18 protein-coding genes, 1 rRNA gene and 1 riboswitch are annotated in these 24,551 nt (G+C 66.6%); of the genes, 9 read left to right on the top strand and 10 right to left on the bottom strand.

What is annotated here, in order from left to right; all coding sequences use genetic code 11:
- Nucleotides 1–66 precede the first annotated feature (66 nt).
- Nucleotides 67–1,603: ribosomal RNA gene (locus AAFL97_RS08130) — 16S ribosomal RNA — on the bottom strand.
- Nucleotides 1,604–2,099: 496 nt separating this feature from the next.
- Nucleotides 2,100–2,188, top strand: a riboswitch (glycine riboswitch).
- A 226-nt stretch (nucleotides 2,189–2,414) separates the two neighbouring features.
- Here AAFL97_RS08130 and gcvT point away from each other — a divergent pair.
- The 5 genes from gcvT (at nucleotide 2,415) to AAFL97_RS08105 (ending at nucleotide 11,828) form a co-directional block, all read left to right on the top strand.
- Nucleotides 2,415–3,503 (top strand): glycine cleavage system aminomethyltransferase GcvT, encoded by a 1,089-nt coding sequence (gcvT, locus tag AAFL97_RS08125; RefSeq protein ID WP_341644480.1) that lies wholly within the window; start codon nucleotides 2,415–2,417, stop codon nucleotides 3,501–3,503.
- Between the two features lie 76 nt (nucleotides 3,504–3,579).
- The gene (gcvH, locus tag AAFL97_RS08120; protein ID WP_341644479.1) at nucleotides 3,580–3,966 is read left to right on the top strand and encodes a glycine cleavage system protein GcvH; all 387 of its coding nucleotides are present in this window, start codon (nucleotides 3,580–3,582) and stop codon (nucleotides 3,964–3,966) included.
- A 29-nt stretch (nucleotides 3,967–3,995) separates the two neighbouring features.
- Entirely contained in the window at nucleotides 3,996–6,890 is a 2,895-nt protein-coding gene (gene gcvP / locus AAFL97_RS08115) for an aminomethyl-transferring glycine dehydrogenase (protein WP_341644478.1), read from the top strand.
- A gap of 110 nt (nucleotides 6,891–7,000) precedes the next feature.
- On the top strand, nucleotides 7,001–8,653 hold the full coding sequence (locus AAFL97_RS08110) for a glycoside hydrolase family 17 protein (RefSeq protein WP_341644477.1): 1,653 nt from the start codon (nucleotides 7,001–7,003) through the stop codon (nucleotides 8,651–8,653).
- 559 nt (nucleotides 8,654–9,212) lie between these two features.
- The gene (locus AAFL97_RS08105; protein WP_341644476.1) at nucleotides 9,213–11,828 is read left to right on the top strand and encodes a glycosyltransferase; all 2,616 of its coding nucleotides are present in this window, start codon (nucleotides 9,213–9,215) and stop codon (nucleotides 11,826–11,828) included.
- A 58-nt stretch (nucleotides 11,829–11,886) separates the two neighbouring features.
- Here AAFL97_RS08105 and AAFL97_RS08100 read toward each other — a convergent pair whose 3' ends face one another.
- The 7 genes from AAFL97_RS08100 to AAFL97_RS08070 form a co-directional block, all read right to left on the bottom strand.
- A complete protein-coding gene (locus AAFL97_RS08100; protein ID WP_341644475.1) occupies nucleotides 11,887–13,152 on the bottom strand; it encodes a 6-phosphofructokinase in 1,266 nt (421 codons plus the stop codon).
- Between the two features lie 84 nt (nucleotides 13,153–13,236).
- Entirely contained in the window at nucleotides 13,237–13,890 is a 654-nt protein-coding gene (gene adk / locus AAFL97_RS08095; RefSeq protein ID WP_068639265.1) for an adenylate kinase, read from the bottom strand.
- Nucleotides 13,891–13,988: 98 nt separating this feature from the next.
- A complete protein-coding gene (kdsB, locus tag AAFL97_RS08090; RefSeq protein ID WP_445954477.1) occupies nucleotides 13,989–14,774 on the bottom strand; it encodes a 3-deoxy-manno-octulosonate cytidylyltransferase in 786 nt (261 codons plus the stop codon).
- 14 nt (nucleotides 14,775–14,788) lie between these two features.
- The gene (locus tag AAFL97_RS08085; RefSeq protein ID WP_263462379.1) at nucleotides 14,789–14,980 is read right to left on the bottom strand and encodes a Trm112 family protein; all 192 of its coding nucleotides are present in this window, start codon (nucleotides 14,978–14,980) and stop codon (nucleotides 14,789–14,791) included.
- Nucleotides 14,961–15,959, bottom strand: coding sequence for a tetraacyldisaccharide 4'-kinase (gene lpxK, locus AAFL97_RS08080; protein ID WP_341644473.1), 999 nt, complete (start codon nucleotides 15,957–15,959; stop codon nucleotides 14,961–14,963). The genes AAFL97_RS08085 and lpxK overlap by 20 nt, the downstream gene beginning before the upstream one ends.
- 20 nt (nucleotides 15,960–15,979) lie before the next feature.
- Complete coding sequence (locus AAFL97_RS08075) at nucleotides 15,980–16,402, bottom strand: ExbD/TolR family protein (protein ID WP_341644472.1); 423 nt, start codon at nucleotides 16,400–16,402, stop codon at nucleotides 15,980–15,982.
- A gap of 9 nt (nucleotides 16,403–16,411) precedes the next feature.
- Complete coding sequence (locus AAFL97_RS08070) at nucleotides 16,412–17,020, bottom strand: MotA/TolQ/ExbB proton channel family protein (protein ID WP_341644471.1); 609 nt, start codon at nucleotides 17,018–17,020, stop codon at nucleotides 16,412–16,414.
- 444 nt (nucleotides 17,021–17,464) lie between these two features.
- Between AAFL97_RS08070 and xseA the strand changes: the two genes are divergently transcribed.
- The 4 genes from xseA to tal all read left to right on the top strand — a co-directional run bounded on the left by xseA (nucleotide 17,465) and on the right by tal (nucleotide 21,759).
- Nucleotides 17,465–18,817 (top strand): exodeoxyribonuclease VII large subunit, encoded by a 1,353-nt coding sequence (gene xseA / locus AAFL97_RS08065; protein WP_341647119.1) that lies wholly within the window; start codon nucleotides 17,465–17,467, stop codon nucleotides 18,815–18,817.
- Nucleotides 18,818–19,072: 255 nt separating this feature from the next.
- A complete protein-coding gene (locus AAFL97_RS08060) occupies nucleotides 19,073–19,657 on the top strand; it encodes a superoxide dismutase (protein WP_263462383.1) in 585 nt (194 codons plus the stop codon).
- A 110-nt stretch (nucleotides 19,658–19,767) separates the two neighbouring features.
- A complete protein-coding gene (locus AAFL97_RS08055; RefSeq protein ID WP_341644470.1) occupies nucleotides 19,768–20,565 on the top strand; it encodes a pseudouridine synthase in 798 nt (265 codons plus the stop codon).
- A 114-nt stretch (nucleotides 20,566–20,679) separates the two neighbouring features.
- Nucleotides 20,680–21,759 (top strand): transaldolase, encoded by a 1,080-nt coding sequence (gene tal, locus AAFL97_RS08050; protein ID WP_341644469.1) that lies wholly within the window; start codon nucleotides 20,680–20,682, stop codon nucleotides 21,757–21,759.
- Between the two features lie 75 nt (nucleotides 21,760–21,834).
- On the opposite strand, the gene AAFL97_RS08045 is transcribed toward tal, so the two are convergent.
- Nucleotides 21,835–23,703, bottom strand: coding sequence for a chemotaxis protein CheA (locus AAFL97_RS08045; RefSeq protein ID WP_341644468.1), 1,869 nt, complete (start codon nucleotides 23,701–23,703; stop codon nucleotides 21,835–21,837).
- Nucleotides 23,704–23,793: 90 nt separating this feature from the next.
- Nucleotides 23,794–24,531 carry a protein phosphatase CheZ gene (gene cheZ, locus AAFL97_RS08040; RefSeq protein WP_341644467.1) on the bottom strand — a complete coding sequence of 246 codons (738 nt, stop codon included), beginning with the start codon at nucleotides 24,529–24,531 and terminating at the stop codon, nucleotides 23,794–23,796.
- Nucleotides 24,532–24,551: the final 20 nt, after the last annotated feature.

Raw genomic sequence — 24,551 nt, 5'->3', positions numbered from 1 at the left:
CGAGGCTCTTCGCCTGAACAACCGATAAGTTGTGGATACTTGGCAACCATGACCTCTTTTCTCTTGAAAGGAGGTGATCCAGCCGCACCTTCCGATACGGCTACCTTGTTACGACTTCACCCCAGTCATGAATCTCACCGTGGTAAGCGCCCTCCCGAAGGTTAAGCTACCTACTTCTGGTGAAACCCACTCCCATGGTGTGACGGGCGGTGTGTACAAGACCCGGGAACGTATTCACCGCAGCATGCTGATCTGCGATTACTAGCGATTCCGACTTCACGTAGTCGAGTTGCAGACTACGATCCGGACTACGATCGGCTTTAAGGGATTGGCTCCACCTCGCGGCTTGGCAACCCTCTGTACCGACCATTGTATGACGTGTGAAGCCCTACCCATAAGGGCCATGAGGACTTGACGTCATCCCCACCTTCCTCCGGTTTGTCACCGGCAGTCTCACTAGAGTGCCCAACCTAATGATGGCAACTAGTGACAAGGGTTGCGCTCGTTGCGGGACTTAACCCAACATCTCACGACACGAGCTGACGACAGCCATGCAGCACCTGTGTTCTGGCTCCCGAAGGCACTCTCGGCTCTCACCAAGATTCCAGACATGTCAAGGGTAGGTAAGGTTTTTCGCGTTGCATCGAATTAATCCACATCATCCACCGCTTGTGCGGGTCCCCGTCAATTCCTTTGAGTTTTAACCTTGCGGCCGTACTCCCCAGGCGGTCGACTTCACGCGTTAGCTGCGTCACTCAGTGCATTGCTGCTCCGAACGACTAGTCGACATCGTTTAGGGCGTGGACTACCAGGGTATCTAATCCTGTTTGCTCCCCACGCTTTCGTGCATGAGCGTCAGTACAGGCCCAGGGGGCTGCCTTCGCCATCGGTGTTCCTCCACATCTCTACGCATTTCACTGCTACACGTGGAATTCCACCCCCCTCTGCCGTACTCTAGCCTGCCAGTCACAAGCGCAGTTCCCAGGTTAAGCCCGGGGATTTCACGCCTGTCTTGGCAAACCGCCTGCGCACGCTTTACGCCCAGTAATTCCGATTAACGCTCGCACCCTACGTATTACCGCGGCTGCTGGCACGTAGTTAGCCGGTGCTTCTTAGTCCGGTACCGTCATCCACACCCTCTATTAAAGAGCGCGATTTCTTCCCGGCCGAAAGAGCTTTACAACCCGAAGGCCTTCTTCACTCACGCGGCATGGCTGGATCAGGGTTGCCCCCATTGTCCAAAATTCCCCACTGCTGCCTCCCGTAGGAGTCTGGGCCGTGTCTCAGTCCCAGTGTGGCGGATCATCCTCTCAGACCCGCTACAGATCGTCGCCTAGGTGGGCCTTTACCCCACCTACTAGCTAATCTGACATCGGCCGCTCCAATCGCGCGAGGCCCGAAGGTCCCCCCGCTTTCTCCCTCAGGACGTATGCGGTATTAGCACATCTTTCGATGTGTTATCCCCCACGACTGGGTACGTTCCGATGCATTACTCACCCGTTCGCCACTCGCCGCCAGGCCGAAGCCCGCGCTGCCGTTCGACTTGCATGTGTAAAGCATGCCGCCAGCGTTCAATCTGAGCCAGGATCAAACTCTTAAGTTCAATCCTACAAAGTACTCAAAATACTGACTTGCAGTATGAGCACCTAATCATTGTGAAACCGCAGCCGAAGCTGCCGAGACCACAACCACCAAGCACCCACACTTATCGGTTGTTCAAGTTGTTAAAGATCCGTGCCGGTCAGCACAGAAGCGAGATTATGACCAACAGACAACTCCCTGTCAACCACCCCGAACCGCCTTCCTGAAAAACAAAAACCAGAAAAACAACCCGGAAAACCCCGCCTCCAAACCCACCCGGAAGCCCCGCATCACCCCGAAATCAAACCTGGGCGCCGCGAGAAAGATCGGCATTATAGACACCAAAAATAAAAGCGCAAGCACAAAGTGAAACGCATCCAAATTTTCCCTGCACACCGCCAATGCAGCGCACTCCTCCGGCCCGGGACTGTACTGCCAAGCACCGAGAAAAGGCATTCACGATCGCGCCATCAACGCGAGTCATGCTGTTCACGATATGCCGCGATGTGCTATCTTGCGCGCGACACGCGGGAGAGAACTCCCGACACGGAGTCGCCGAAGGCGCAACCCCCCGGAACCGCTCAGGCAAAAGGACCGCGTGCGAAGTGCAAGTCTGGAGAGCGGTGCGAACGCCCGACGGCGTGACGCACCCACCGAAGGGGCACCGTCCGGGTCTTTGCCGCGCTCAGCGTTCAGGAACATCTATCTATATATAGATACGCTTGACGCAGCGGCTCAGGGCGAAATCTCTCAGGTACAAGGGACAGATGGGGCGAATCCGGCAAACTGGCCGCGTTCGCCCTTTTTCGTTCACGACTACCGGAGCCGCAACGATGAGCACCTCTTCCAGGCACACCCCGCTCCACGCAACCCATGTCGCCGCTGGCGCACGCATGGTCGACTTCGCCGGCTGGGACATGCCGGTCAACTACGGCTCACAGATCGAGGAGCACCACGCGGTGCGCCGCGATGCGGGCATGTTCGACGTATCGCACATGCTGGCGCTCGATCTGACGGGCCCGGATGCAACGCCCTTCCTGCGCGGCTTGCTTGCCAACGACGTCGCCAAGCTGAGCGACTCGGGCAAAGCGCTCTATTCCTGCATGCTCAATGAACAGGGCGGCGTCATCGACGACCTGATCGTTTATCGCTTCGGTGCCGACGACTATCGCATCGTCGTCAACGCCGGCACGGCCGACAAGGACGTCGCCTGGATGCGCACACGCATCGCCGGCACGGGCGCCAACGTGACGCTAGCCAGCAGGCGCGACCTGGCGATGATCGCAATCCAGGGCCCGCAGGCGATCGAACGCGCCCGCACTGCGATTCCCGAATTGTCCACACAGGACCTCCCCTCACCGTTCAGTGCCGTTCGCGCCGGCGAACTGCTGATTGCGCGCACCGGTTACACCGGCGAAGACGGTCTCGAGATCACCCTGCCGGCGAACCGCGCGGAAAGCATGTGGCAGGCGCTTGATGCCGCCGGCGTGGAGCCCTGCGGCCTGGGCGCGCGGGACACGCTGCGCCTGGAAGCCGGCATGAATCTCTATGGGCAGGACATGGACGAGAGCGTTTCGCCGCTGGATTCCGGCCTGTCCTGGACCGTCGATCTGAAGGACGAAAACCGCGACTTCGTCGGCCGCGCCGCGCTGGAAGCCACACCTGCCAGCCGCCGTCTGCTCGGCCTGATCCTCGAGGACAAGGGCGTGTTGCGCGCCCACATGAAGGTCTTCACGGCTGCCGGCGAAGGCGAAACCACCAGCGGCAGCTTCTCGCCGACGCTCGAACGTTCCATCGGCTTCGTCCGCGTCCCGCTTGCGACGCAGGCAGGCGAAGACGTCGAAGTCGAGATCCGCGGCAAGCGGCTGAAGGCCCGTACGGTCAAGCTTCCCTTCGTTCGCAACGGCAAGCCGCTCGTCTGAGCGTACACGCACCATTCCACGGGATCGGTCGCCAGACAGCCGGTCCCTTCATTCGATCCAGTCCGGAGAACCTCTCATGAGCAACATCCCCAACGAACTGAAGTACCTCAAGTCCCACGAATGGATCCGCGTCGAAGACGACGGCAGCCTGACCATCGGCGTCACCGACCACGCCCAGGAGGCGCTGGGTGACGTCGTCTTCCTCGAACTGCCCGAAGCCGGCCGCAGCGTCAGCGCCGGTGAAGCATGTGCCGTGATCGAATCCGTCAAGGCCGCATCCGACATCTACGCGCCCGTCGCCGGCGAAATCATTGCCGCCAACCAGGACGTGGCCGACGCCCCCGAAAGCGTCAATGCCGACGCCTACGCCAACTGGCTGTTCAAGCTCGAGCCGGCCAATGCCGCCGATGTCGATGCCCTGATGGACGCCGCCGGCTACGCCGCCGAAATCGCCCAGGCCTGAACACCCACGCCCGAGTTTTCCGACCGACCATGACCGACTCCCTGCTTTCTGCTCCGCTCGCCCGGCTGGAGCAGCGCGATGCCTTCATCCATCGCCACCTCGGACCGAACGCCGACGAGGTCGCACGCATGTGCGCGACACTCGGCGTCGGCAATCTCGACACCCTGATCGAGCAGACCGTACCCGCGGGCATCCGCCTCGAAGCGCCGCTGCCGCTCGCCGCGGCGACGCCGGAACACGAGGCGCTCGCCAGGCTGAAGGCCATCGCCGGCCGCAACGTCGTCAACAAGTCCATGATCGGCATGGGCTATTACGGCACGCACACACCGGCGGTGATCCTGCGCAACGTCATGGAAAACCCGGGCTGGTACACCGCCTACACCCCCTACCAGGCCGAAATCTCGCAAGGCCGCCTCGAAGCGCTGCTGACCTACCAGCAGATGGTGATCGACCTCACCGGCCTGGAACTCGCCAATGCTTCGCTGCTGGACGAAGCCACCGCTGCCGCCGAGGCGATGACGATGGCGCGCCGGGTGTCGAAGTCCAAATCGAACGCCTTCTTCATCGACGAAGCCTGCTTCCCGCAGACGATCGACGTGGTCCGCACCCGCGCCCACTACTTCGGCTATGAGCTGGTGTTCGGCAAGGCGGAGGATGCCGCCCTGCACGAGGTGTTCGGCGCGCTGCTGCAATACCCGAACGCCCGCGGCGAAGTCACGGACCTGAGCGAAACCATCGCTGCGGCCAAGGCCAAGGGCACCGTCGTCGCCGTCGCCTCGGACCTGATGGCGCTGGTGCTGCTCAAGAGCCCGGGCGCCATGGGCGCGGACATCGCGCTCGGCTCGGCGCAGCGCTTCGGCGTGCCGATGGGCTTCGGCGGCCCGCACGCCGCCTTCTTCGCCACCCGCGAAGCCCATGTGCGCTCGATGCCGGGCCGCATCATCGGCGTCTCGAAGGACGCCCGCGGCAAGACCGCGCTGCGCATGGCGCTGCAGACGCGCGAACAGCACATCCGCCGCGAGAAGGCGAACTCCAACATCTGCACCTCCCAGGTGCTGCTCGCCAACATGGCCGGCTTCTACGCCGTCTATCACGGCCCGCAGGGGCTGCGCACCATTGCCGCGCGCATCCACCGCTTCGCCGCGATGCTCGCCGCCGGGCTGCGCGACGCCGGCTTCGACGCCGGCAGCGATGCCTTCTTCGACACTATCGAAGTCGACACCGGCCCGCGCACCACTGCCATTGCCGACGCAGCCCTCGCCGCCGGCTACAACCTGCGCCGGGTGTCGGACAGCCGCCTCGGCCTGTCGGTCGATGAAACCACCACCCGCGAGGACATCGCTGTCGTGCTGGGCTGCTTCGGCGCCACTACCGATGTCGATGCGCTCGATACGCGCGTGGCCCAGGCCGGCGGCCGACTCCCGCCGGCGCTGCTGCGCGGCGACGCGATCCTGTCGCACCCGGTGTTCAACACCCACCACACCGAGCACGAGATGCTGCGCTATCTGAAGAAGCTGCAGAACCGCGACCTCGCGCTCGACCATTCGATGATCTCGCTCGGCTCTGTGCACGATGAAGCTCAACGCCACCAGCGAGATGATCCCGGTGACCTGGCCCGAGTTCGCCAACCTGCACCCCTTGCGCCGCGCGAGCAGGCTGCGGGCTATCTCGAGATGATCGAAGGCCTGGCCGACCATCTGCGCGCAATCACCGGCCTCCTGGCGGTCTGCATGCAGCCCAACTCCGGCGCCCAGGGCGAATACGCCGGTCTGGTGGCGATTGCGCGCTACCACGCCAGCCGCGGCGATACCCAGCGCACGGTCTGCCTGATCCCGCGCTCGGCCCACGGCACCAACCCCGCCACCGCGCAGATGTGCGGCATGCAGGTCGTCGTCGTCGATTGCGACGACAACGGCAACGTCGATGTCGCCGACCTGAAGGCGAAGGCGGAGCAGCACGCCGACAGGCTCGCCGCGCTGATGATCACCTACCCCTCGACCCACGGCGTGTTCGAGGAGTCGATCCGCGAAATCTGCGCGATCGTCCATGCCCACGGCGGCCAGGTCTACATGGACGGCGCCAACCTCAACGCCCAGGTCGGGCTGACCTCGCCCGCCACGATCGGCGCCGACGTCACCCACATGAACCTGCACAAGACCTTCTGCATCCCGCACGGCGGCGGCGGACCGGGCATGGGGCCGATCGCGCTGGCGGCGCACCTCGCGCCCTTCATGGCCGACCACGTCGTGCAGCCGACCGGCGACGCCGGACGGGCCAACCTCGGCCAGGGCGCCGTTTCCGCCGCGCCCTTCGGCTCGGCCAGCATCCTGCCGATCTCGTGGATGTACATCACGATGATGGGCGGCGAAGGGCTGAAGCGTGCCACCGAGGTAGCGATCCTCAACGCCAACTATCTCGCCGCGCGGCTGCAGCAGCACTACCCGGTGCTCTACACCGGCAGCCAGGGCCGCGTCGCCCACGAGTGCATCCTCGACATCCGCCCGATCAAGGCGGCGACCGGCATCAGCGAGGTCGACATCGCCAAGCGCCTGATGGACTACGGCTTCCACGCGCCGACGATGTCCTTCCCGGTGGCCGGCACCATCATGGTCGAGCCGACCGAGTCGGAAGACCTGCACGAACTGGAGCGCTTCGCCGACGCGATGATCGCGATCCGCGAGGAAATCCGCCAGATCGAGAATGGCGCCTGGCCGGCGGACGACAATCCGCTGAAGAACGCGCCGCACACCCAGGCCGATTTCATCGGCGAATGGTCGCGCCCGTACTCGCGCGAGCAGGCAGTGTTCCCGCTGCCCTGGGTGGCGGGAAACAAGTTCTGGCCCAGCGTCAATCGCATCGACGACGTCTATGGCGACCGCAACCTGTTCTGCGCCTGCGTGCCGATGAGCGACTACGAAAGCTGAGTCCGGTAGAATCCGCACCTGTCACACCGAAGCCACGCCTCGCCTGGGGCGTGGCTTCTTTTTCCCCTACGGCCTCATCTCCACCGCCCGCCTCTGCAGACCGATCCACCATGCCGAAGCTCCACGATGACCGCAAGCCCCTCTGGCTCGCCCTGCTGCTTTGCCACCTGGCCCTGCTCGCCGGCCTGCTCGCATGGGTCGGCTGGCAGACCCGCCCGGTGCCCATGCACGATCTTCGCCTGGCCGACGGCGAAAAGCTGAAGTGCGTCTCCTACGCTCCCTACCACCGCCCCGGGCAGACCCCCTTCGATCCGGACCTGCGCATTTCCCGCGAGCAGATCCACGCCGACCTCAGCGCCCTGGCCGGGATCACCGATTGCGTACGCCTGTATTCGGTCAATCAGGGACTGGAGCAGGTGCCCGAAATCGCGCGCGAAGTCGGCGTCCAGGTGCTGCTCGGCGCCTGGATCGGCTACGACCGGGAAATGAACGCCGCCGAGCTCGAGCGTGCGATCGGACTCGCCAACGACAATGCCGACGTCGTCCGCGCCCTGATCGTCGGCAATGAAGTGCTGCTGCGGCGCGAGCGCAGCGAAGACGAAATGCGCGCGCTGATCCGCGAAGCCAAGGCGCGCGCCAAGGTGCCGGTCACCTACGCCGACGTCTGGGAATTCTGGACACGGCATGACAGCCTGGCGCAGGAAGTCGATTTCGTCACCGTCCACATCCTGCCCTTCTGGGAGGACGAACCGGTCGACATCGCCGATGCGCTCGAACACGTCGCCGCAACCCGCAGGCACGTCGGCGAACACTTCGCCGGCAAGCACGTCCTGATCGGCGAAACCGGCTGGCCGAGCCAGGGGCGCCAGCGCGAGGAGTCGCGTCCGTCGCAGGTCAACCAGGCGCGATATGTAAGGGAATTCGTCCACCAGGCCCATGCGCAGGGCTGGGACTACAACCTGATCGAAGCCATCGACCAGCCCTGGAAACGCCGGCTCGAAGGCACGGTGGGCGGCTTCTGGGGCATGCTCGACGCCTCGACGCTGGAGCCGAAGTTTCCGTTCGCCGGCCCGGTGGCCGAGCGTTCGGGGCTGGGCAGCGTCATCGCCGGCCTCGCCGCCGGCGCGGCGGCAGGTTTGCTGCTCGGCCTCGGTAGCAGCTGGGGCGGCGTCCTGCGACGGGCGGCGCTGACCGTCCTCGGCGCCACCACCGGCCTGATCGCCGTGCTCCATGCCGAACATGCGCGCCTCGCCTACCGGGATGTGCTCGAATGGACGGTGCTCGGCGCTGTCGCGCTGCTCGGCATCCTGCTCGCCGCAGGCTTCGCCGCATGGCGCGGCGCCACCATTCCCAGCGCCGAACAGGCATGGCGGACACTGCGCCGGACCTCCGCCGGCTGCTGGCCGGATGGCGCGCTCGGCCTGCTGCGCGGCCTGCTGCTGTTCGCCGCCGCCATCGCCGCGCTGCTGCTGTTCGTCGATCCCCGCTATCGCGACTTCCCGACCCTGCTCTATCTCGCTCCCGCAGCCTTGCTCGGCGCGCTCGGCTGGACACAGGCTGCGCACGGCCGCGCCGAGCGCATCTGCGCGGCAATCATCGCAATCTCGGTGATCGGGCGCTGGTCAAGCGAGCCGGCCAACCCCCAGGCCATCGCCTGGCTGGCCACCGGCCTCGTCCTTGCCATCCCCCTTCTCGCCCGCTCGCTGCCCGGGACGGGCAAGCACCAGCAGGACAGCAGGCTGCCAACGGCGGCCGGCTCATAGCTGTACAGCACCAGCCCGGCCAGTCCGCTCAGCCAGCCGACCCAGGCCAGCCAGCGCCGGCCCAGCACGAAGGCCAGGCCGCCGCAGGCGAGGCTGAACCAGCCCATGCGCTGATGCAGGAAACTCTCCACCAGAGCCGTCTTGAACAGGCACAGGCCGCCGTGCGCATCGGGCAGGGTGCAATCGCGCGGCAGCACCCCGTTTTCCAACAGGCCATGACGCACGCCCCAGGCCGAGGCCAGCACCAGCAGCGCCGAAAGCAGGATTGCTGCAACACCATATTTGCCCGAATTATTCCACCTCATCCCGCCTTTTCCTTGTAAATCAGACCTTCGGCAACGATATCGCACGATGTTGCAAATTGGCACTGGATGTGGCTCGTAAGCAGCTGAAAGCGTGCATAGAATGCCGGCACCGTGCATCTGCGACAGAATCGTCGATTGTCTGCCAAAAACGTTTGTGCAACGCAGCAACGTCCGCACAATCGCACAGGCTTTTCCGTTTTGTCAGCGTTTTACCCGTTTTTCGGCGTCATCTCCACGCCGCTCAGGATTCGAACATGAAACAGGCCGCCTCGCTCCTCTATCGCATCGCGATCGCACTCGCCATCGCCGCGGGCGTCGCCTTCCTCCAGCACTGGATCTGGCAGCAGTTCAACCGCGGCGCCGAGTTCATCAGCACCAATCAGAGCATCAAGGGCTTCGCCTACAACGGCTTCCAGCGCGATCAAAGCCCGCTGAAGGGCACTTATCCGACAACGGAAGAACTCACCGCCGACCTCGACCTGCTCGCCCGCACATCCGACGGCCTGCGCACCTACGGCGTCACCGACATGCCGGTCCTGCTGACGCTCGCCGGCGAGCGCGACATGAACGTCACCGCCGGCGCCTGGCTGGACCCCGACCTGGAAAAGAACGAACGCGAGATCACGGCGCTGATCGACGCTTCACGCAAGATGCGCCACGTCGAGCGCCTGATGGTCGGCAACGAATCCATCCTTCGCGGCGACCTCAAGCCCGACGACGTCATCGGCTACCTCGACCGCGTCCGCAAGGCCGTGCGCAAGCCGGTGTCGACCGCCGAACCCTGGCACGTCTGGCTACGCTATCCGGAACTGGTCGAGCACGTCGATTACATCACCGTCCACCTGCTGCCCTACCACGAAGGCGTGCCGGTGGAGGCCGCCGTCGACTACGCTTTCGAACGCTACGACGAACTGGCCAGGACCTTCCCGCGCAAGAAGATCGTGGTCGGTGAAATCGGCTGGCCGAGCAAGGGGCCGACGCTGGGCGCCGCCATTCCCTCGCTCGACAACCAGGCGCGCTTCATCCGCGAATTCCTCGCCCACCCCCGCACCGCGCGCATCGACTACTTCCTGATGGAAGCGATCGATCAGCCCTGGAAAGTCGACGTCGAAGGCTGGGCCGGCCCCTACTGGGGCATGTACAACGCCGACCGCGAGCAGAAATTCGCCCTCGAAGGCATCGTCGAACGCGATCCGCACTGGTCGAAGAAGGCCATGAACGCTGCGGCGCTCGCCTTCCTGCCGATGTTCCTGGTCGCCTTCTTCCTGTCCGACTGGAACGTCTTCGGCCGCGTCTTCCTCGCCGGCCTGATCCAGGCCTGCGTATCGACGCTGATCGTCGGCCTCAACGTGCCGGTCGACTACTACCTCACGCAGCGCGACCTCGTCGGCCTCGGCCTGCTGATCGGCGCCACCATCCTGACCGCCGCGGTGCTGCTGTCGCACGGCTTCGAGTTCGGCGAGATGCTGTTCAAGAAGCAGTGGCAGCGCCGCTTCATGCCGCTGCCGCCGCACGCCCCGGACCAGCAGCCCTTCGTCTCGGTGCACCTGGCCTGTTACAACGAACCGCCCGAGATGGTGATCGCCACCCTCGACAGCCTGGCCAAGCTGAACTACCAGAACTTCGAAGTGCTGGTGCTGGACAACAACACCCGCGACGAAGCGCTGTGGAAGCCGCTGGAAAAGCGTTGCGCCGAGCTCGGTCCGCGCTTCCGCTTCTTCCATCTCGCCAACTGGCCCGGCTTCAAGGCCGGGGCGCTGAACTACGGCCTCAAGGTCACCGACCCGCGCGCCGAAGTGGTCGGCGTCGTCGATGCCGACTACGTCGTCGATCCGGACTGGCTGGCCAGCCTGATCCCGCACTTCGACAAGCCCGACGTCGCCGTCGTGCAGGCGCCCCAGGCCCACCGCGACTGGGAAGGCCAGCCGTTCAAGCGCATGTGCAACTGGGAATTCGACGGCTTCTTCCGCATCGGCATGCACCACCGCAACGAGCGCAACGCGCTGATCCAGCACGGCACCATGACCCTGGTGCGCCGCCTTGCGCTCGAGGAAGTCGGCGGCTGGTCGGAATGGTGCATCTGCGAGGACACCGAGCTCGGCCTGCGCCTGATCGAAAAGGGCTACGACACCCGCTACGTGGACCACGTCCTCGGCCGCGGCCTGACGCCCTCGGGTTTTGCCGCGATCAAGAGCCAGCGCTTCCGCTGGGCCTTCGGCGCGATGCAGATCCTCAAGGCCCACCTGCCGCACATGATCGGCCGCAGCAACCTCAACCTGGCCCAGCGCTACCACTTCCTGACCGGCTGGTTCGCCTGGCTGGGCGATGCGCTGCAACTGGTGTTCGCCTTCGGCAGCCTGGCGTGGACGCTCGGCATCCTGCTGTTCCCGAAGTCCTTCGGCCTGCCGGTGACGGCGCTGGCGCTGCCCATCCTCGGCTTCATGGCCTTCAAGGCCGCACTCGGCCCGATCCTGTACCGCCGCACCATGGACTGCCCCTGGAAGGACATCCTCGGCGCCTCGATCCTGTCGGTGGGCCTCGCCCATGCCATCGCCCGCGGCGTGTTCGCCGGCCTGGTCAAGAAGAAGGGCGTGTTCGTCGTCACCCCCAAGGGCTGGCGCGGCGGCGGCGCGCTCGCCTTCTTCAATCCGATCCGCGAAGAGATCGGCATGCTGGTGGCGCTGCTGCTCGGCGCCGCCACGCTGGTCGCCCAGCGCGGTGCCGACAACCTCGAGACCCAGCTGTGGGTCGGCATCCTGTGCCTGCAGTGCATCCCCTACGTCGCTGCGATCCTGTGCCAGATCGCGGCCTACATGCCGGAGCGCCCGGTGGCGGACGCCAAGCCCGACGCACTGCCCGCCGGCGCCTGAACGCCCGCCTCCGGATTGCCCAGCGGGCGCCGGAAACAGGCGCGGACCGGCGTGGCGACTACGCCTGCCAGGGCGGCAGCCGCCGCGCGACGGGCGGCAAGGCGAGCGTGCCGTAATCGGGCAGGCCACCTGCGGTGGGCTGCGGCACCTCGCCCTCGATCAGCGGCCGGATGTAGTCGCAGGCCGCCGCGGTGACGTGCAGGCCGTCGGCGCGCACGAAGGCCGCCGGCAACGTGCGCTCCAGGTTGGCGATGGCGGCGGCATCCTCGGTGCCGACGTCCCAGCGGTACGGCGCTTCGCCGAGCCGCCGGATCGCCGGAAGGCAGCCATTGCGCCCGTCGAGCGCCAGCTCGACCGCTGCCCGCCCGACCGCCAGCGCCTGCTCGCGATCCACCGCCGACAGCCAGTGTCCGCCGGCGCGCTGCAGATAGTCGGGAATCGCCCAGTGGAACTTGTAGCCCAGGCGCTCATGGATCATGCGCGCAACGGCCGAGCCCGCGCCGCCGAGCTGGACGTAGCCGCGCGAGTCGCGCGATTTCTCCATGATCAGGCTGCCGTCGGCGTTGCGGATGCCTTCGGCGACCGTGATCGCGCAATAGCCCAGGCGCTCGGTGATACGCCGGACTTCGACCAGGAACGCCGCCTCGTCGAAGCCCGCTTCCGGCACCAGCACGATATGCGGCGGCGCATCGGCGTCGCCGCCGGCGGCCAGCGCGGTCGCCGCCGCGAGCCAGCCGGTATTGCGCCCCATCACTTCCATCACGAACACGCTGCCCCGGCTGCCGACCATGGAGCGGATGTCCAGCCCGGCCTCCAGCATCGAGGTCGCCAGATACTTCGCCGCCGAGCCGAAGCCCGGGCAGCAGTCGGTACCGACGATGTCGTTATCCACCGTCTTCGGCGCACCGATGCAGACCAGCGGATAGCCGCGCTCCCGCGCCGCGTCACGCAGGCGCCCGACCACGTCCATCGAGCCGTTGCCGCCGTTGTAGATGAAATGGCCGATATCGTGCGCGGCGAAGACTTCGAACAACCTGTCCATCACCCGCCTGCCGTCCGCCGTATCGGTCTGCGGCAGATCGAAACGGCAGGAGCCGAATACCCCGCCCGGACGCAGCGACAAGCGCTGCAGCGCCGCGTCGTCGAGCGCAGCGGTATCGATCAGGTCTTCCGCCAGCACGCCGAGAATGCCGCGATGGGCGGCCAGGACCTTGCCGATGCGTCCTGGATGGGCACGTGCAGCACCGATCACCGCACTGGCCGTGGCGTTGATGACGGCGGTGACGCCGCCGGAGTGAGCGTAGAGAAGATTCGATCGCGCCATGATGGAAGCCGCCAGGCCTGAATCAGCAAACGAAACGGCCGGTCCCACTACGGGAGCCGGCCGTCAGGAACGTGGATTGCGCGCTTACTTCAGCGCTTCGAACGCGCGCGCGGTGATGTCCTCGACCGCGCCCAGGCCTTCGATCTTGCGCACCTTGGGCGCCTTGGCGTCGCCGGAAGCGGCCCACTTGCCGTAGTACTCGACCAGCGGCTTGGTCTGGGCGTGGTAGACATCGAGACGCTTCTTGACCGTCTCTTCCTTGTCGTCGTCGCGCTGCACCAGGTCTTCGCCGGTGACGTCGTCCTTGCCTTCGACCTTGGGCGGGTTGTACTTGACGTGGTAGGTACGGCCCGAGGCCAGGTGGGCGCGGCGCCCGCTCATACGCTCGACGATCTCGCTGTCCGGAACGTCGATCTCGAGCACGAAATCGATCGGCACGCCGGCGTCCTTCATCGCATCGGCCTGCGGAATGGTGCGCGGGAAGCCGTCGAACATGTAGCCGGCCTGACAGTCGGGCTGCTGCAGGCGATCCTTGACCAGGCCGATGATGATGTCGTCCGACACCAGGCCGCCCGCATCCATCACCTTCTTGGCCTCGATGCCGAGCGGCGTGCCGGCCTTGACCGCGGCGCGCAGCATGTCACCGGTCGAAATCTGCGGAATGCCGAACTTCTCCTTGATGAAGTTGGCCTGCGTACCCTTGCCCGCTCCCGGCGGCCCCAACAGAATCAGTCGCATACACCCTCCCGATGAAAAGAATATCGGCCGTGCGGCACGGCCGCTTGTTTGTACTTTTATGCGAAACCCTGCGAAATTAACCGACACATGGCCGTCGGTCAAACCCCTTCGATGCGAAACGACTGCCTGACGCGCGCCAGATCCTCCGCCGTATCGACGCCGGCGGCCGGTGCCGCCGCCAGCTCGAGCACGCGGATGCGGTAGCCGTGCCACAGCGCGCGCAGTTGTTCCAGCGCCTCCCAATGCTCGATCGGCGAAGGCGCCAGATCGGCATAGCGGCGCAGGAAACCCACCCGGTAGGCATACAGGCCGACGTGGCGCAGCATCGGCAGGCCCTCAGGCAAGTCCCGAGGGAAGGCATCGCGCCCTGCGGCAAAGGCGTCACGCGCCCAGGGAATCGGCGCGCGGGAAAAATACAGCGCACGGCCGGCGGCGTCGCACACCACCTTGACCACGTTGGGGTTGAAAGCCTCGTCCACCCCGGCCAGCGCATGCGCCGCGGTGGCGATCGCGGCGTCGGCGTCGTCGGCCAGCGCGACGGCCACCGCCGACACGATGGCCGGGTCGATCAGCGGCTCGTCGCCCTGCACATTGACGACGATGTCCTCGTCGCCCCAGCCGCGCTGCATCGCCACTTCGGCCAGGCGGTCGGTGCCGCTGGGATGATCGGCGCGCGTCATCACCACCTCGCCGCCGGCGGCCAGCACGGCGTCGCGGACACCCTCATGATCGGTCGCCACCAGGACTTCCTGCGCACCCGCCGCGCGCACGCGTTCGAGCACGCGCACGATCATCGGCTTGCCGCAGATGTCCGCCAGCGGCTTGCCCGGCAAGCGGGTCGACGCATGGCGCGCCGGAATGACGATACGGAAAGGCGTGCTCACCGCGGGCGCCCCCGTCACGCGCGCAGGGCGTCGACTTCCTCGGCGCTCATCGCGCGCGCTTCCTCGTCGAGCATCACCGGGATGCCGTCGCGGATCGGAAAGGCGAGCCGGTCGCCCTTGCACACCAGTTCCTGCCTGTCCTTCAGGTAGTCCAGCGGGCCCTTGCACAGCGGGCAGACGAGGATTTCAAGCAGACGTGCGTCCATGCTCCAGTTTCTCCAGAATGCGTTCGGCGGCGCCCGAACCGATCTGCGCCTCGACCGGGAACTCCCAGCAGTCGTCGGGCGCGAAAGCCCGGCATTTTACCGCATCCTTGGCCGTCATCAGGATCGGCAAGGTTTCGGCGAAAGCCAGATCCGGCGGGGTGAAAGCATGGTGATCGGGGAAGGGATGCCTCAGCACCACCAGGCCGGCAGCTTCGAGCTGCTCGAAGAAGCGCTGCGGCCGGCCGATGCCCGCCACCGCATGCACGCGGCGGCCGCGCAGCGCTTCCAGTTCGAGGGTTCGCTGCGGCGCCCCGAGTGCACGCAGGGCGCCGCCCCGCAACTGCATCGGGAAGATCGGCACGCCGCCGAGGGCCGCGACCAGCACCGGCGGCAGCGCGCCGTGGGCGATCACGGCGTCGACTTCCGCCAGGCGCCCGAGCGGCTCGCGCAGCGGCCCGGCCGGCAGCAGCAGGCCATTGCCCAGGGTGGCAGGGTCGACCACGGCGATCTCGACGTCGCGCCCGAGACGATAGTGCTGCATGCCGTCGTCGGCCACGATCACGTCGCACTCGGGATGCAGGCGCAGCAGTTCGCGCGCCGCCGCCGGCCGGTCGCGGCCGACGACCAGCGGGCAGGCGCAGCTGGCGGCGAGCAGCACCGGTTCGTCGCCATAGACGGCGGGATCGCCATCGGCCGGCACGGCGGCGACGCCTTCGATCCGGCCGCCGTGTCCGCGGCTGACGATGCCGGGCCGACGGCCCGCCGCGCTCAGTTGCGCCACCAGCCACTGCACCACCGGCGTCTTGCCGCTGCCGCCGACGGCGATGTTGCCGACGACGATCACCGGTACCGGCAGCCTCTCCGGCCGTGTCGTCCGGCGACGGCGCTGCGCCAGCGCGCCGAACAGCCAGGACAGCGGCTGCAGCAGCCGGGCCGGCAGGCCGCGCCTGCGCCAGAAGGCCGGAGCCTGGGCCGCCATCGTCCGCGCCCCTCAGCGGCTCACTGCGCCGGCGCCTGGGTGGCGAAGGTCACGTGGCTAAAGCCGGCGCGCTGGGCCGCCTGCATCACGTCGATGACGCTCTGGTGCGCCGCCTTGGCATCGGCATTGATCACGATCACCGGCTCGCCACCGTCTCCCGGCGCGGCCTTGCCCAGCGCCGCGGCCAGCGACTCCACGCTCGGCTCGGCGACCGGCTGGCGGTTGACCAGCACTTCGCCGGCCGCAGTCACGGCGACGAGGATCTCGTTGGGCACCGTATCCACGCCCTCCGCTTCGGCCGACGGCAGGTTGATCTCGAGCCCCGACACCTTGGAGAAGGTCGTCGTCAGCATCAGGAAGATGATGATGACGAGCACCACGTCGATCAGCGGGATCAGGTTGATCTCGGGCTCTTCGTTGCGGCTGCCGCGGCGGAAGTTCATGCCGGCCCCTCAGTCGCGCCGCTCGCCATGCGCCACTTCGACCAGCTTCACCGCCTGCTGCTCCATGTCGATGACGAAGCTGTCGACGAGGGCGCGGAAGTGGCGCCAGAAGATCATCGCCGGAATGGCGATGATCAGGCCGAGTCCGGTGGTGTACAGCGCGATCGAGATGCCCTGGGCGAGCTGGGCAGGATTGGCGCCGCTGACGCCCTGCGAGGCGAAGATGTCGATCATGCCGATGATGGTGCCGAACAGCCCCAGCAGCGGGCTGATCGCGGCGATGGTGCCGAGCGTGGTCAGGTAGCGTTCGAGTTCGTGCGCGACCGCACGGCCGGTTTCCTCGATCGATTCCTTCATGATCTCGCGCGAACTGCTGACGTTGCGCAGGCCCGCCGCCAGCACGCGGCCGAGCGGAGAGTGCGCGTTGACGCGCTCGATCATCGCATCGGACACGCCCTGCTTGCGCAGATCGTCGAGCACGTTCTGCAGCAGGCCCGGCGGCACCACGCGCGAGCGCCGCAGGCTGAGCGAACGCTCGATGATCAGCGCCAGCGCCACGACCGAAGCCAGAATCAACGGCCAGATCGGCCAGCCCACTTCCTGGATGATCGCGAACACGCTGGCTGCTCCCCTATTGCGCAAAGGCGGAACTTTAGCGCCCGCAAGCCGGCGGCGACAAGCAAGATGCGTATCGAGACGTGGAATATGCCCAACCCGGACCCCGCCCGGGCTTCCACGCGGGATATGCCAAACCGGCGACGCCCGCGTTACCCCCAGGACCCGGACCAAGCCGGCGAGCAATCCACAGAAGCTGTGGATAAGTTTGTGGGTTTTTTCTGGATGTGAGCCTCAAAGCCCGTCACTGCAAGCATTCGGACACTCCGATGAAAATTTGTGCAATATATTATTTTCAATGAAAACAAATACTTATTTTCTCACCCCTTGTAGATCAAGGACTTGCCGCAAGACCCTTGACAGCCTGGCGGAGCTGTGGATTCCGCTACAATCCGCGCTTCTCCCGACTTCTCGCGCGCCCCTGGCGATGCCCCTCGCATGACTGGAATGCTGTCCGCCCCGATACTTACGGTATCCGCGCTCAACCGCCTCGCCCGCCAAGCGCTGGAGGCCGCCCTGCCGCTGATGTGGGTGGGCGGCGAAATCTCCAATCTCACCCGGGCAGCTTCCGGCCATCTCTACTTCACCCTCAAGGACAGCGATGCGCAGGTGCGCTGCGCGATGTGGCGCAACCGCGCCCAACTCCTGCCCTTCCGCCCCGAGAACGGCATGCGGGTCGAAGTGCGCGCGCTGGCGACGCTGTACGAAGCGCGCGGCGACTACCAGCTCAATATAGAAAGCGTCCGCCAGGCCGGCATCGGCAACCTGTTCGAGGCTTTCAACCAGCTCAAGGACAGGCTTGCCGCCGAAGGCCTGTTCGATGCCGGCAACAAGCGTGTCCTGCCGCGCTTTCCGCGCGGCATCGGCCTCGTCACCTCGCCTGCCGCCGCCGCGCTGCGCGATGTGCTGGTGACGCTGGCCCGGCGCGCGCCGCATCTGCCGCTGGTGCTTTATCCGGCGCCCGTGCAGGGCGCCGACGCGGCGCCGCGCCTTGCACAGGCCATCGCCACAGCAGGCAGACGCGCCGACCGGGACGGCATCGACGTGCTGCTGCTGGTGCGCGGCGGCGGCAGTCTGGAAGATCTGTGGCCCTTCAACGACGAAGCGCTTGCCCGCGCGCTGCGCGCCTGTCCGCTGCCCGTCGTCAGCGGCGTCGGCCACGAGACCGATTTCACCATCGCCGACTTTGCCGCCGACCTTCGGGCACCGACGCCGACCGGCGCAGCCGAACTGGCCAGCGCGGGCTGGCATGCAGCGCACCAGGAGATCGCCACACTCGGCCCGCGGCTCGAGCGCGGCATCGAACGCCAGCTCGAAACCCTGGCCCAGCGGCTGGACAGGGCTTCGCTGCGCCTGGTCCATCCAAGCGAGCGCCTGCGCCAGACCAGGGCCGACATCGATGCCCGTGCCGGCAGGCTGGCACGGGCCATGAAGCACCGGCTCGAACAGGCGCGCTTCCGTCAGGCCGCGCTCGGCCTGCGCCTGGCCCGGCTGCAGCCGGAACTGTCCGGCACCCGGCGGCTCGTCGCGCAGCTCGGCCACGAGCTGCAGCGCGCCGCACAGGCAAGCCTGCGGCAGCGCCGGGAACGGCTCGAAACCCTGGCCTCCCATCTGCAGCACCTCTGCCCGGAATCCGTGCTCGCGCGCGGCTACGCCATCGCCCGCGACAGCCGGGGCCGCGTGCTGCGCTCGGTCGGCGAGGCCGGTGCCGGCATGGCAGTCGACGTACAGCTGGCCGACGGCACGCTGCATACGCGCGTGACCGGGGCCGGGCCGGACGAAGCCGGACAAAAGGACTGAACCAGGCCTTTGCAGCGTCGATCCCGACGGGAAGGGTGGGCCGCTTGGGAGCCCTGCCAGGAGGCCCCCCAGGGAACCCGTCCAGCGCTGCCCGCCGGGAGCTTCACTCTCGACAACACCACCGCTGGAAGCTGACAGGCGCCCGCTCGTGCGCCTATGATGTCGGCCGCGAGCGTTTTCGCCGGACGCGAATCCCGACCGGACTCGTCGGGCTTCGCAAGAGTTTTCAGAACACCTTAACAAGGAGAGATACGCATGGAACACACCCTGCCCGCCCTGCCCTACGCAAAGGACGCCCTGGCCCCGCACATTTCGGCCGAGACCCTGGAATTCCACTACGGCAAGCACCACCAGGCCTATGTCACCAACCTGAACAACCTGATCAAGGGCACCGAGTACGAGAACCTCGAACTCGAAGCCATCATCAAGAAGGCGCCGGCCGGCGGCATCTACAACAACTCCGCCCAGGTCTGGAACCACACCTTCTTCTGGAACAGCATGAAGCCCAACGGCGGCGGCGAGCCGACCGGCGCGCTGGCCGATGCGATCAAGGCCAAGTGGGGCTCCTTCGACGACTTCAAGAAGGCCTTCCAGGCTTCCGCGGTCGGCAACTTCGGTTCGGGCTGGACCTGGCTGGTCAAGAAGGCCGACGGTTCGGTCGACATCGTCAACATGGGCGCCGCCGGCACTCCGCTGACCACCGCCGACAAGGCCATCCTCTGTATCGACGTGTGGGAACACGCCTACTACATCGACTACCGCAACCGCCGTCCGGACTTCGTCGCCACCTTCCTCGACAAGCTGGCCAACTGGGACTTCGCGGCGCAGAACTTCGCCTGATGCACCCCGGCCCGGCCTCGGCCGGGCAAGGCAGACATACGAAAGCGGCCCTTCGCGGCCGCTTTCTTTCGCAGCGCCCCGCCTGCGGGGCGCTGCGAGTCCGACAGCCCATGCTCGACATCCTGTATCGCGACGAATGGCTCGTCGCCATCGACAAACCCTCCGGCCTGCTCGTACACCGCAGCCCGATCGCCGCGCACGAGGAACGCTTCGCCGTGCAACTGCTGCGCGACCAGATCGGCCAGCGTGTCCATCCCGCCCACCGGCTCGACCGCGGCACCTCGGGTGTGCTGCTGTTCGCGCTCGACCGCGAAGTCGCCGCCGCGCTCGGCAGGCAGTTCGAGGCCCATGCGGTCGACAAGCGCTACGTCGCCATCGTGCGCGGCCATCCGCCCGAAGAAGGCATCATCGACCATCCGCTGGTACGCCGCCTGGACCCGATCGAACGCAGGCAGGGCTACGGCGCCGGCCGGCGGGACGGCCTGCCGGAAGACGAGGAAACGGACCCGGACGGCCCCGCCGGATCGGCAGGCGGCGAAATCGCCCTGCCCGCGCTGACGCGCTTTCGCCGCCTGGCGACGGCCGAACTGCCACATGCGGTCGACCGCTATCCGAGCAGCCGCTACGCCCTGGTCGAGCTGCTGCCGGAAACCGGCCGGCGGCATCAGTTGCGCCGCCACCTGAAGCACATCTCGCATCCGATCATCGGCGACGCCAGCTACGGCAAGGGCCGGCACAACCGCCTGTTCCAGACCCTGTTCGGCAGCCGTCGCCTGCTGCTGGCCTGCACCTGGCTGGGCCTGCGACATCCCGTCAGCGATGCAAGGCTGAACCTGCAGTGCCGCCCCGGTGATGACTTCAAGGCCGTCAGCCGGGCGCTGGGCTGGGACGACACGCTGCTGGGCTGAGCCCTCAGCCTCCCCCGCGCGGCGATTTCAGGGCACAATCGGTTTCTTCCCGGCAATGCTCTGCTGCACAGGATGCAGGCATCTCCGATCACCATGCACACTCCAGGTACATCGATGAACCCGCTGCTCCAGGTACGCCAGCACGGCCAGCAGATCTGGCTCGACAACCTTTCCCGCACCCTGCTCAACGACGGCCATCTCGCGCGCTTCATCGCCGACGACGGCATCGCCGGAGTCACCACCAACCCGGCGATCTTCCACAAGGCGATCGCGGATGGACGCTATTACGAAGACGACCTGGCCGCCCTGAAAGCACAGCCGCTGAGTGCCGAAGCGCGCTACGAAGCGCTGGTGATTCCCGACGTGCAGCGGGCCTGCGACCTGCTGGCGGCGCTGCACCGCGACAGCGGCGGCGATGCCGGCTACGTCAGCCTGGAAGTCTCGCCCGCGCTGGCCCACGACGCCGCCGGCACGCTCGCCGCCGGCCTGCGCCTGAAAGCCGCGGTGGACCGCCCCAACCTGCTGATCAAGGTGCCGGCGACGCCGGCCGGCATCGACGCCATCGAGCAGTTGATCGGTGCCGGCGTCAGCGTCAACGTCACGCTGATGTTCTCGCTCGCCCACGTCGAAGCCGTCGCCCAGGCCTATCTGCGCGGCCTCGAACGCCTGCTGGCGGCTGGCGGCGACGTGACGCCCGTCATGTCAGTGGCGAGCCTGTTCCTGTCGCGGGTCGACACCCTGATCGACAAGCAGCTCGAGGAACTGGGCGGCGCGGCGCTGGCCCTGCGCGGCAAGAGCGCGGTGGCCACTGCCAGGCTCGCCTACCTGCGCTACCGCGAACGCTTCAACGGACCCGATTTCGCCGCGCTGCGCGCAGCCGGCGCACGGCCGCAGCGGATGCTGTGGGCGAGCACCGGCACCAAGAACCCGGCCTACAGCGATCTGCTCTACGTCGAACCGCTGATCGGCGCCGAAACCATCAACACCCTGCCCGACGCCACGCTGGACGCACTGCGCGACCACGGCAAGGTGACGGCCGACACCGTGGGCCAGGACATCGAGGATGCAGCGGCACAGTACGCTGCGCTGGAGCGGCACGGCATCGACCTGAACCAGGCCGGCGAGCGCCTGCAGCAGGAAGGCCTGCGGCAGTTCGAACAGGCGTTTGCCGCGCTGCTCGAACTCACCGCCTGAACACACTGCCCACAAAATGAAGCCGGGCCTTTCGCGTGCTGAACGCGAAAGGCCCGGCTCCGGTTTTACGGCCGCTCAGGAAGCCAGTGCCAGCGCTTCCCGGCTGCGCATCAGCGCCGCGCGCGGCACGCCGCGATGGTCGCCGGCAGTACCGAGCAGCTCCTTCATGTCGAGGATCAGCACGATCTGGCCGTTCGACAAGGTGGTCACGCCGGCGACCCCCTTCGGCCGGAAATCGTCGAGCGACTTGATCACCGCGTCTTCACGGCCGGCAAAGCTGTCGATCGCCAGGATGAAGGACAGTTCGGCGGCCTGCATCAGCACGCCGTACTGCGGCGCCCGCTCCTGCGGCCAGCCGAGCAGCGAGGACAGCGGCAGGATCTGCAGCACTTCGCCGCGCACCACCATCGTCGCCTTGCCGCCGACGTCCTGGACCATGGCCGGGTCGATCGGCAGGATCTCGCGCACCATCGCCAGCGGCACGGCGAAAGGCTGCTCGCCGAGGCGCACCAGCAGCACCGGGAGGATCGCGAGCGTCAGCGGCAGGCTGATGATCAGGGTCGTGCCCTTGCCCTGCTGCGAACGGATCTCGATGCTGCCGTTGAGCTTCTGGATGTTGGTGCGCACCACGTCCATGCCCACGCCGCGGCCCGACACGTCCGACACCTGCTCCGCCATCGAGAAGCCGGGCAGGAAGATCAGGTTGTAGCTCTGGCGCTCGTCCATGGTGCTGGCCTCCTCATCGGTGATGAGGCCCTTGGCCAGCGCCTTGCTGCGCAGGCGCTCGGCATCCATGCCGCGGCCGTCGTCGGCGACCAGAATGACGATGTGGTCGCCTTCCTGGCGCGCCTCGAGGCGGACGATCGATTTCTCCGGCTTGCCGGCGGCGATGCGGCCGGCGCGGTCTTCGACGCCATGATCCACCGCATTGCGGACCAGGTGGATGATGGGATCGGACAGATCCTCGATCATCGTCTTGTCGATCTCGGTCTCCTCGCCGACCAGCACCAGTTCCACATCCTTGCCGAGGTTGCGGGCCAAGTCACGGGCGATGCGCGGATACTTCTGGAACAGCCGGCCGATCGGCTGCATGCGGGTCTTCATCACCGCGTTCTGCAGGTCGGAGACCAGCAGGTCGAGCTGGCTGACGGCGAGATCGAGCGCATGCAACGTTTCGGAATCATTGCGGCCGCTGAGGATGTCGCTGCGCAGCGCGTTGAGCCGGTTCTTGGTCAGGCCGATCTCGCCGGACAGGTTCAGCACCTGATCGAGGCGCGCGGTATCGACACGGATCGAGTTGTCGCGCTGGCGCTCGCTGTCGCGCCGGCCGACCGGCCCGGAAACGCCCGGCTTGTCGGTGGCGCGCCGCCCGATCGCCGCCTTGATGATCTCTTCGGCAGGAGCTGGCACAGCGGCCGGCACGACGGACGACGGCGCCGCGGCCTCTGCCGCAGGCCTGCCGGCCACGGCCGCGTACAGCAGATCCCATGCCGGCTCGCCCGGCAGCGGCAGGCCGACACCTTCCGCCGCAGGCTGTGCGGCCGCGACCGACTCGCCCGCCAGCGTGGCTTTCAGACGCGCCATCAGATCGGGGTCTGCCGGCGGCGGCTGGGTCCCGCTTTCGAGGAAACCGAACATTTCGCGCACCGCGGAGGTGGCGGCCAGGATCACGTCCATCGCTTCGGGCGTGATCGACAGCTCGCCGTTGCGCAGCTTGTCGAACAGGTTCTCGGTCAGGTGGCACAGGCTCACGAGCTCGGCCGCATTCAGGAAGCCGGCGCCGCCCTTGATCGTGTGAAAGCCGCGGAAGATGTCGTTGAGCAGGCCACGATCCTCGGGCGAGCGCTCCAGATCGACCAGCTTGTTGTCGACCCCGGACAGCAGGTCCCCGGCCTCGATGAGGAAGTCCTGCAACAGGTCTTCCATTCCGGCAAAATCACTCATGTTCTTCTCGCTCCACTCTTTCCACTGCGGACATGCGGTCTTCCCGGTCCGTCCTCATGCAAGGCCCACTCATCGACCGGCATGCCCGGCTCAGAAGCCCAGGCTTTCGAGCAGGTCGTCGACCTGCTCCTGGTTCGTCACGATGCCATCGGCCGCCTTGCCGTCGATGACCGGCCCGTTCATCAGGCTGCCCGCGCACTCGACCTTCACCGCCGCCGGCGCGGTCTCGAGCAGCACCTCCAGCAACTGCGACTCGAGCGCCCGGGCGGTCTGCAGCACGCGCTTGATGACCTGGCCGGTCAGGTCCTGGAAGTCCTGCGCCATCATGATGTCCAGCAACTGCGCACCGGTCGCCGTGCTGTCGGCTTCGGCCTCGCCGAGAAAATCGCGCGTCTCGATGCTCAGCAAACGAAAGTCCTCGGGCGACACCTTGCCGGCGAACACCTCGTCCCAGCGCGCACGCAGGACCGCCGACTTCTGCTGGATCCTGTCCTGCAGGGGACGGGCGATGTCCGTGGCGTTGAGCACGCGGCTCGCCGCCTGCTCGGTCATCTGGGCGATGTAGTCCAGCCGCTGGCGGGCATCGGGAATCGCCTGCGCCGCCTCCTGCAGGCTGGCATCCAGGCCGAGCTCGCGCAGCGCATCGTGGAGCTGGCGAGTCATGTGCCCGAGGCGGTTGAAAACCGCATGATCGCCGTCGGCGTCCTGCTGTTCCCCGCCCGCATGCTCGACCGGCGGCGCTTCGGCGATGCCGGTCTCCGCCGACACTGCGTCGAACAAGGCCTGCAATTCATCGCTGTCTCCGGCTCCGTCAGCAGCGGCCGCCATCGGCGCGGTCTGCGGCGCCG

Origin of the sequence: Thauera sp. SDU_THAU2, from assembly GCF_038260575.1 — a bacterium.
Lineage (GTDB): Bacteria > Pseudomonadota > Gammaproteobacteria > Burkholderiales > Rhodocyclaceae > Thauera.
The sequence above is the reverse complement of the archived record's forward strand: the minus strand, read 5'-3'. Positions and strand labels throughout refer to the sequence as shown.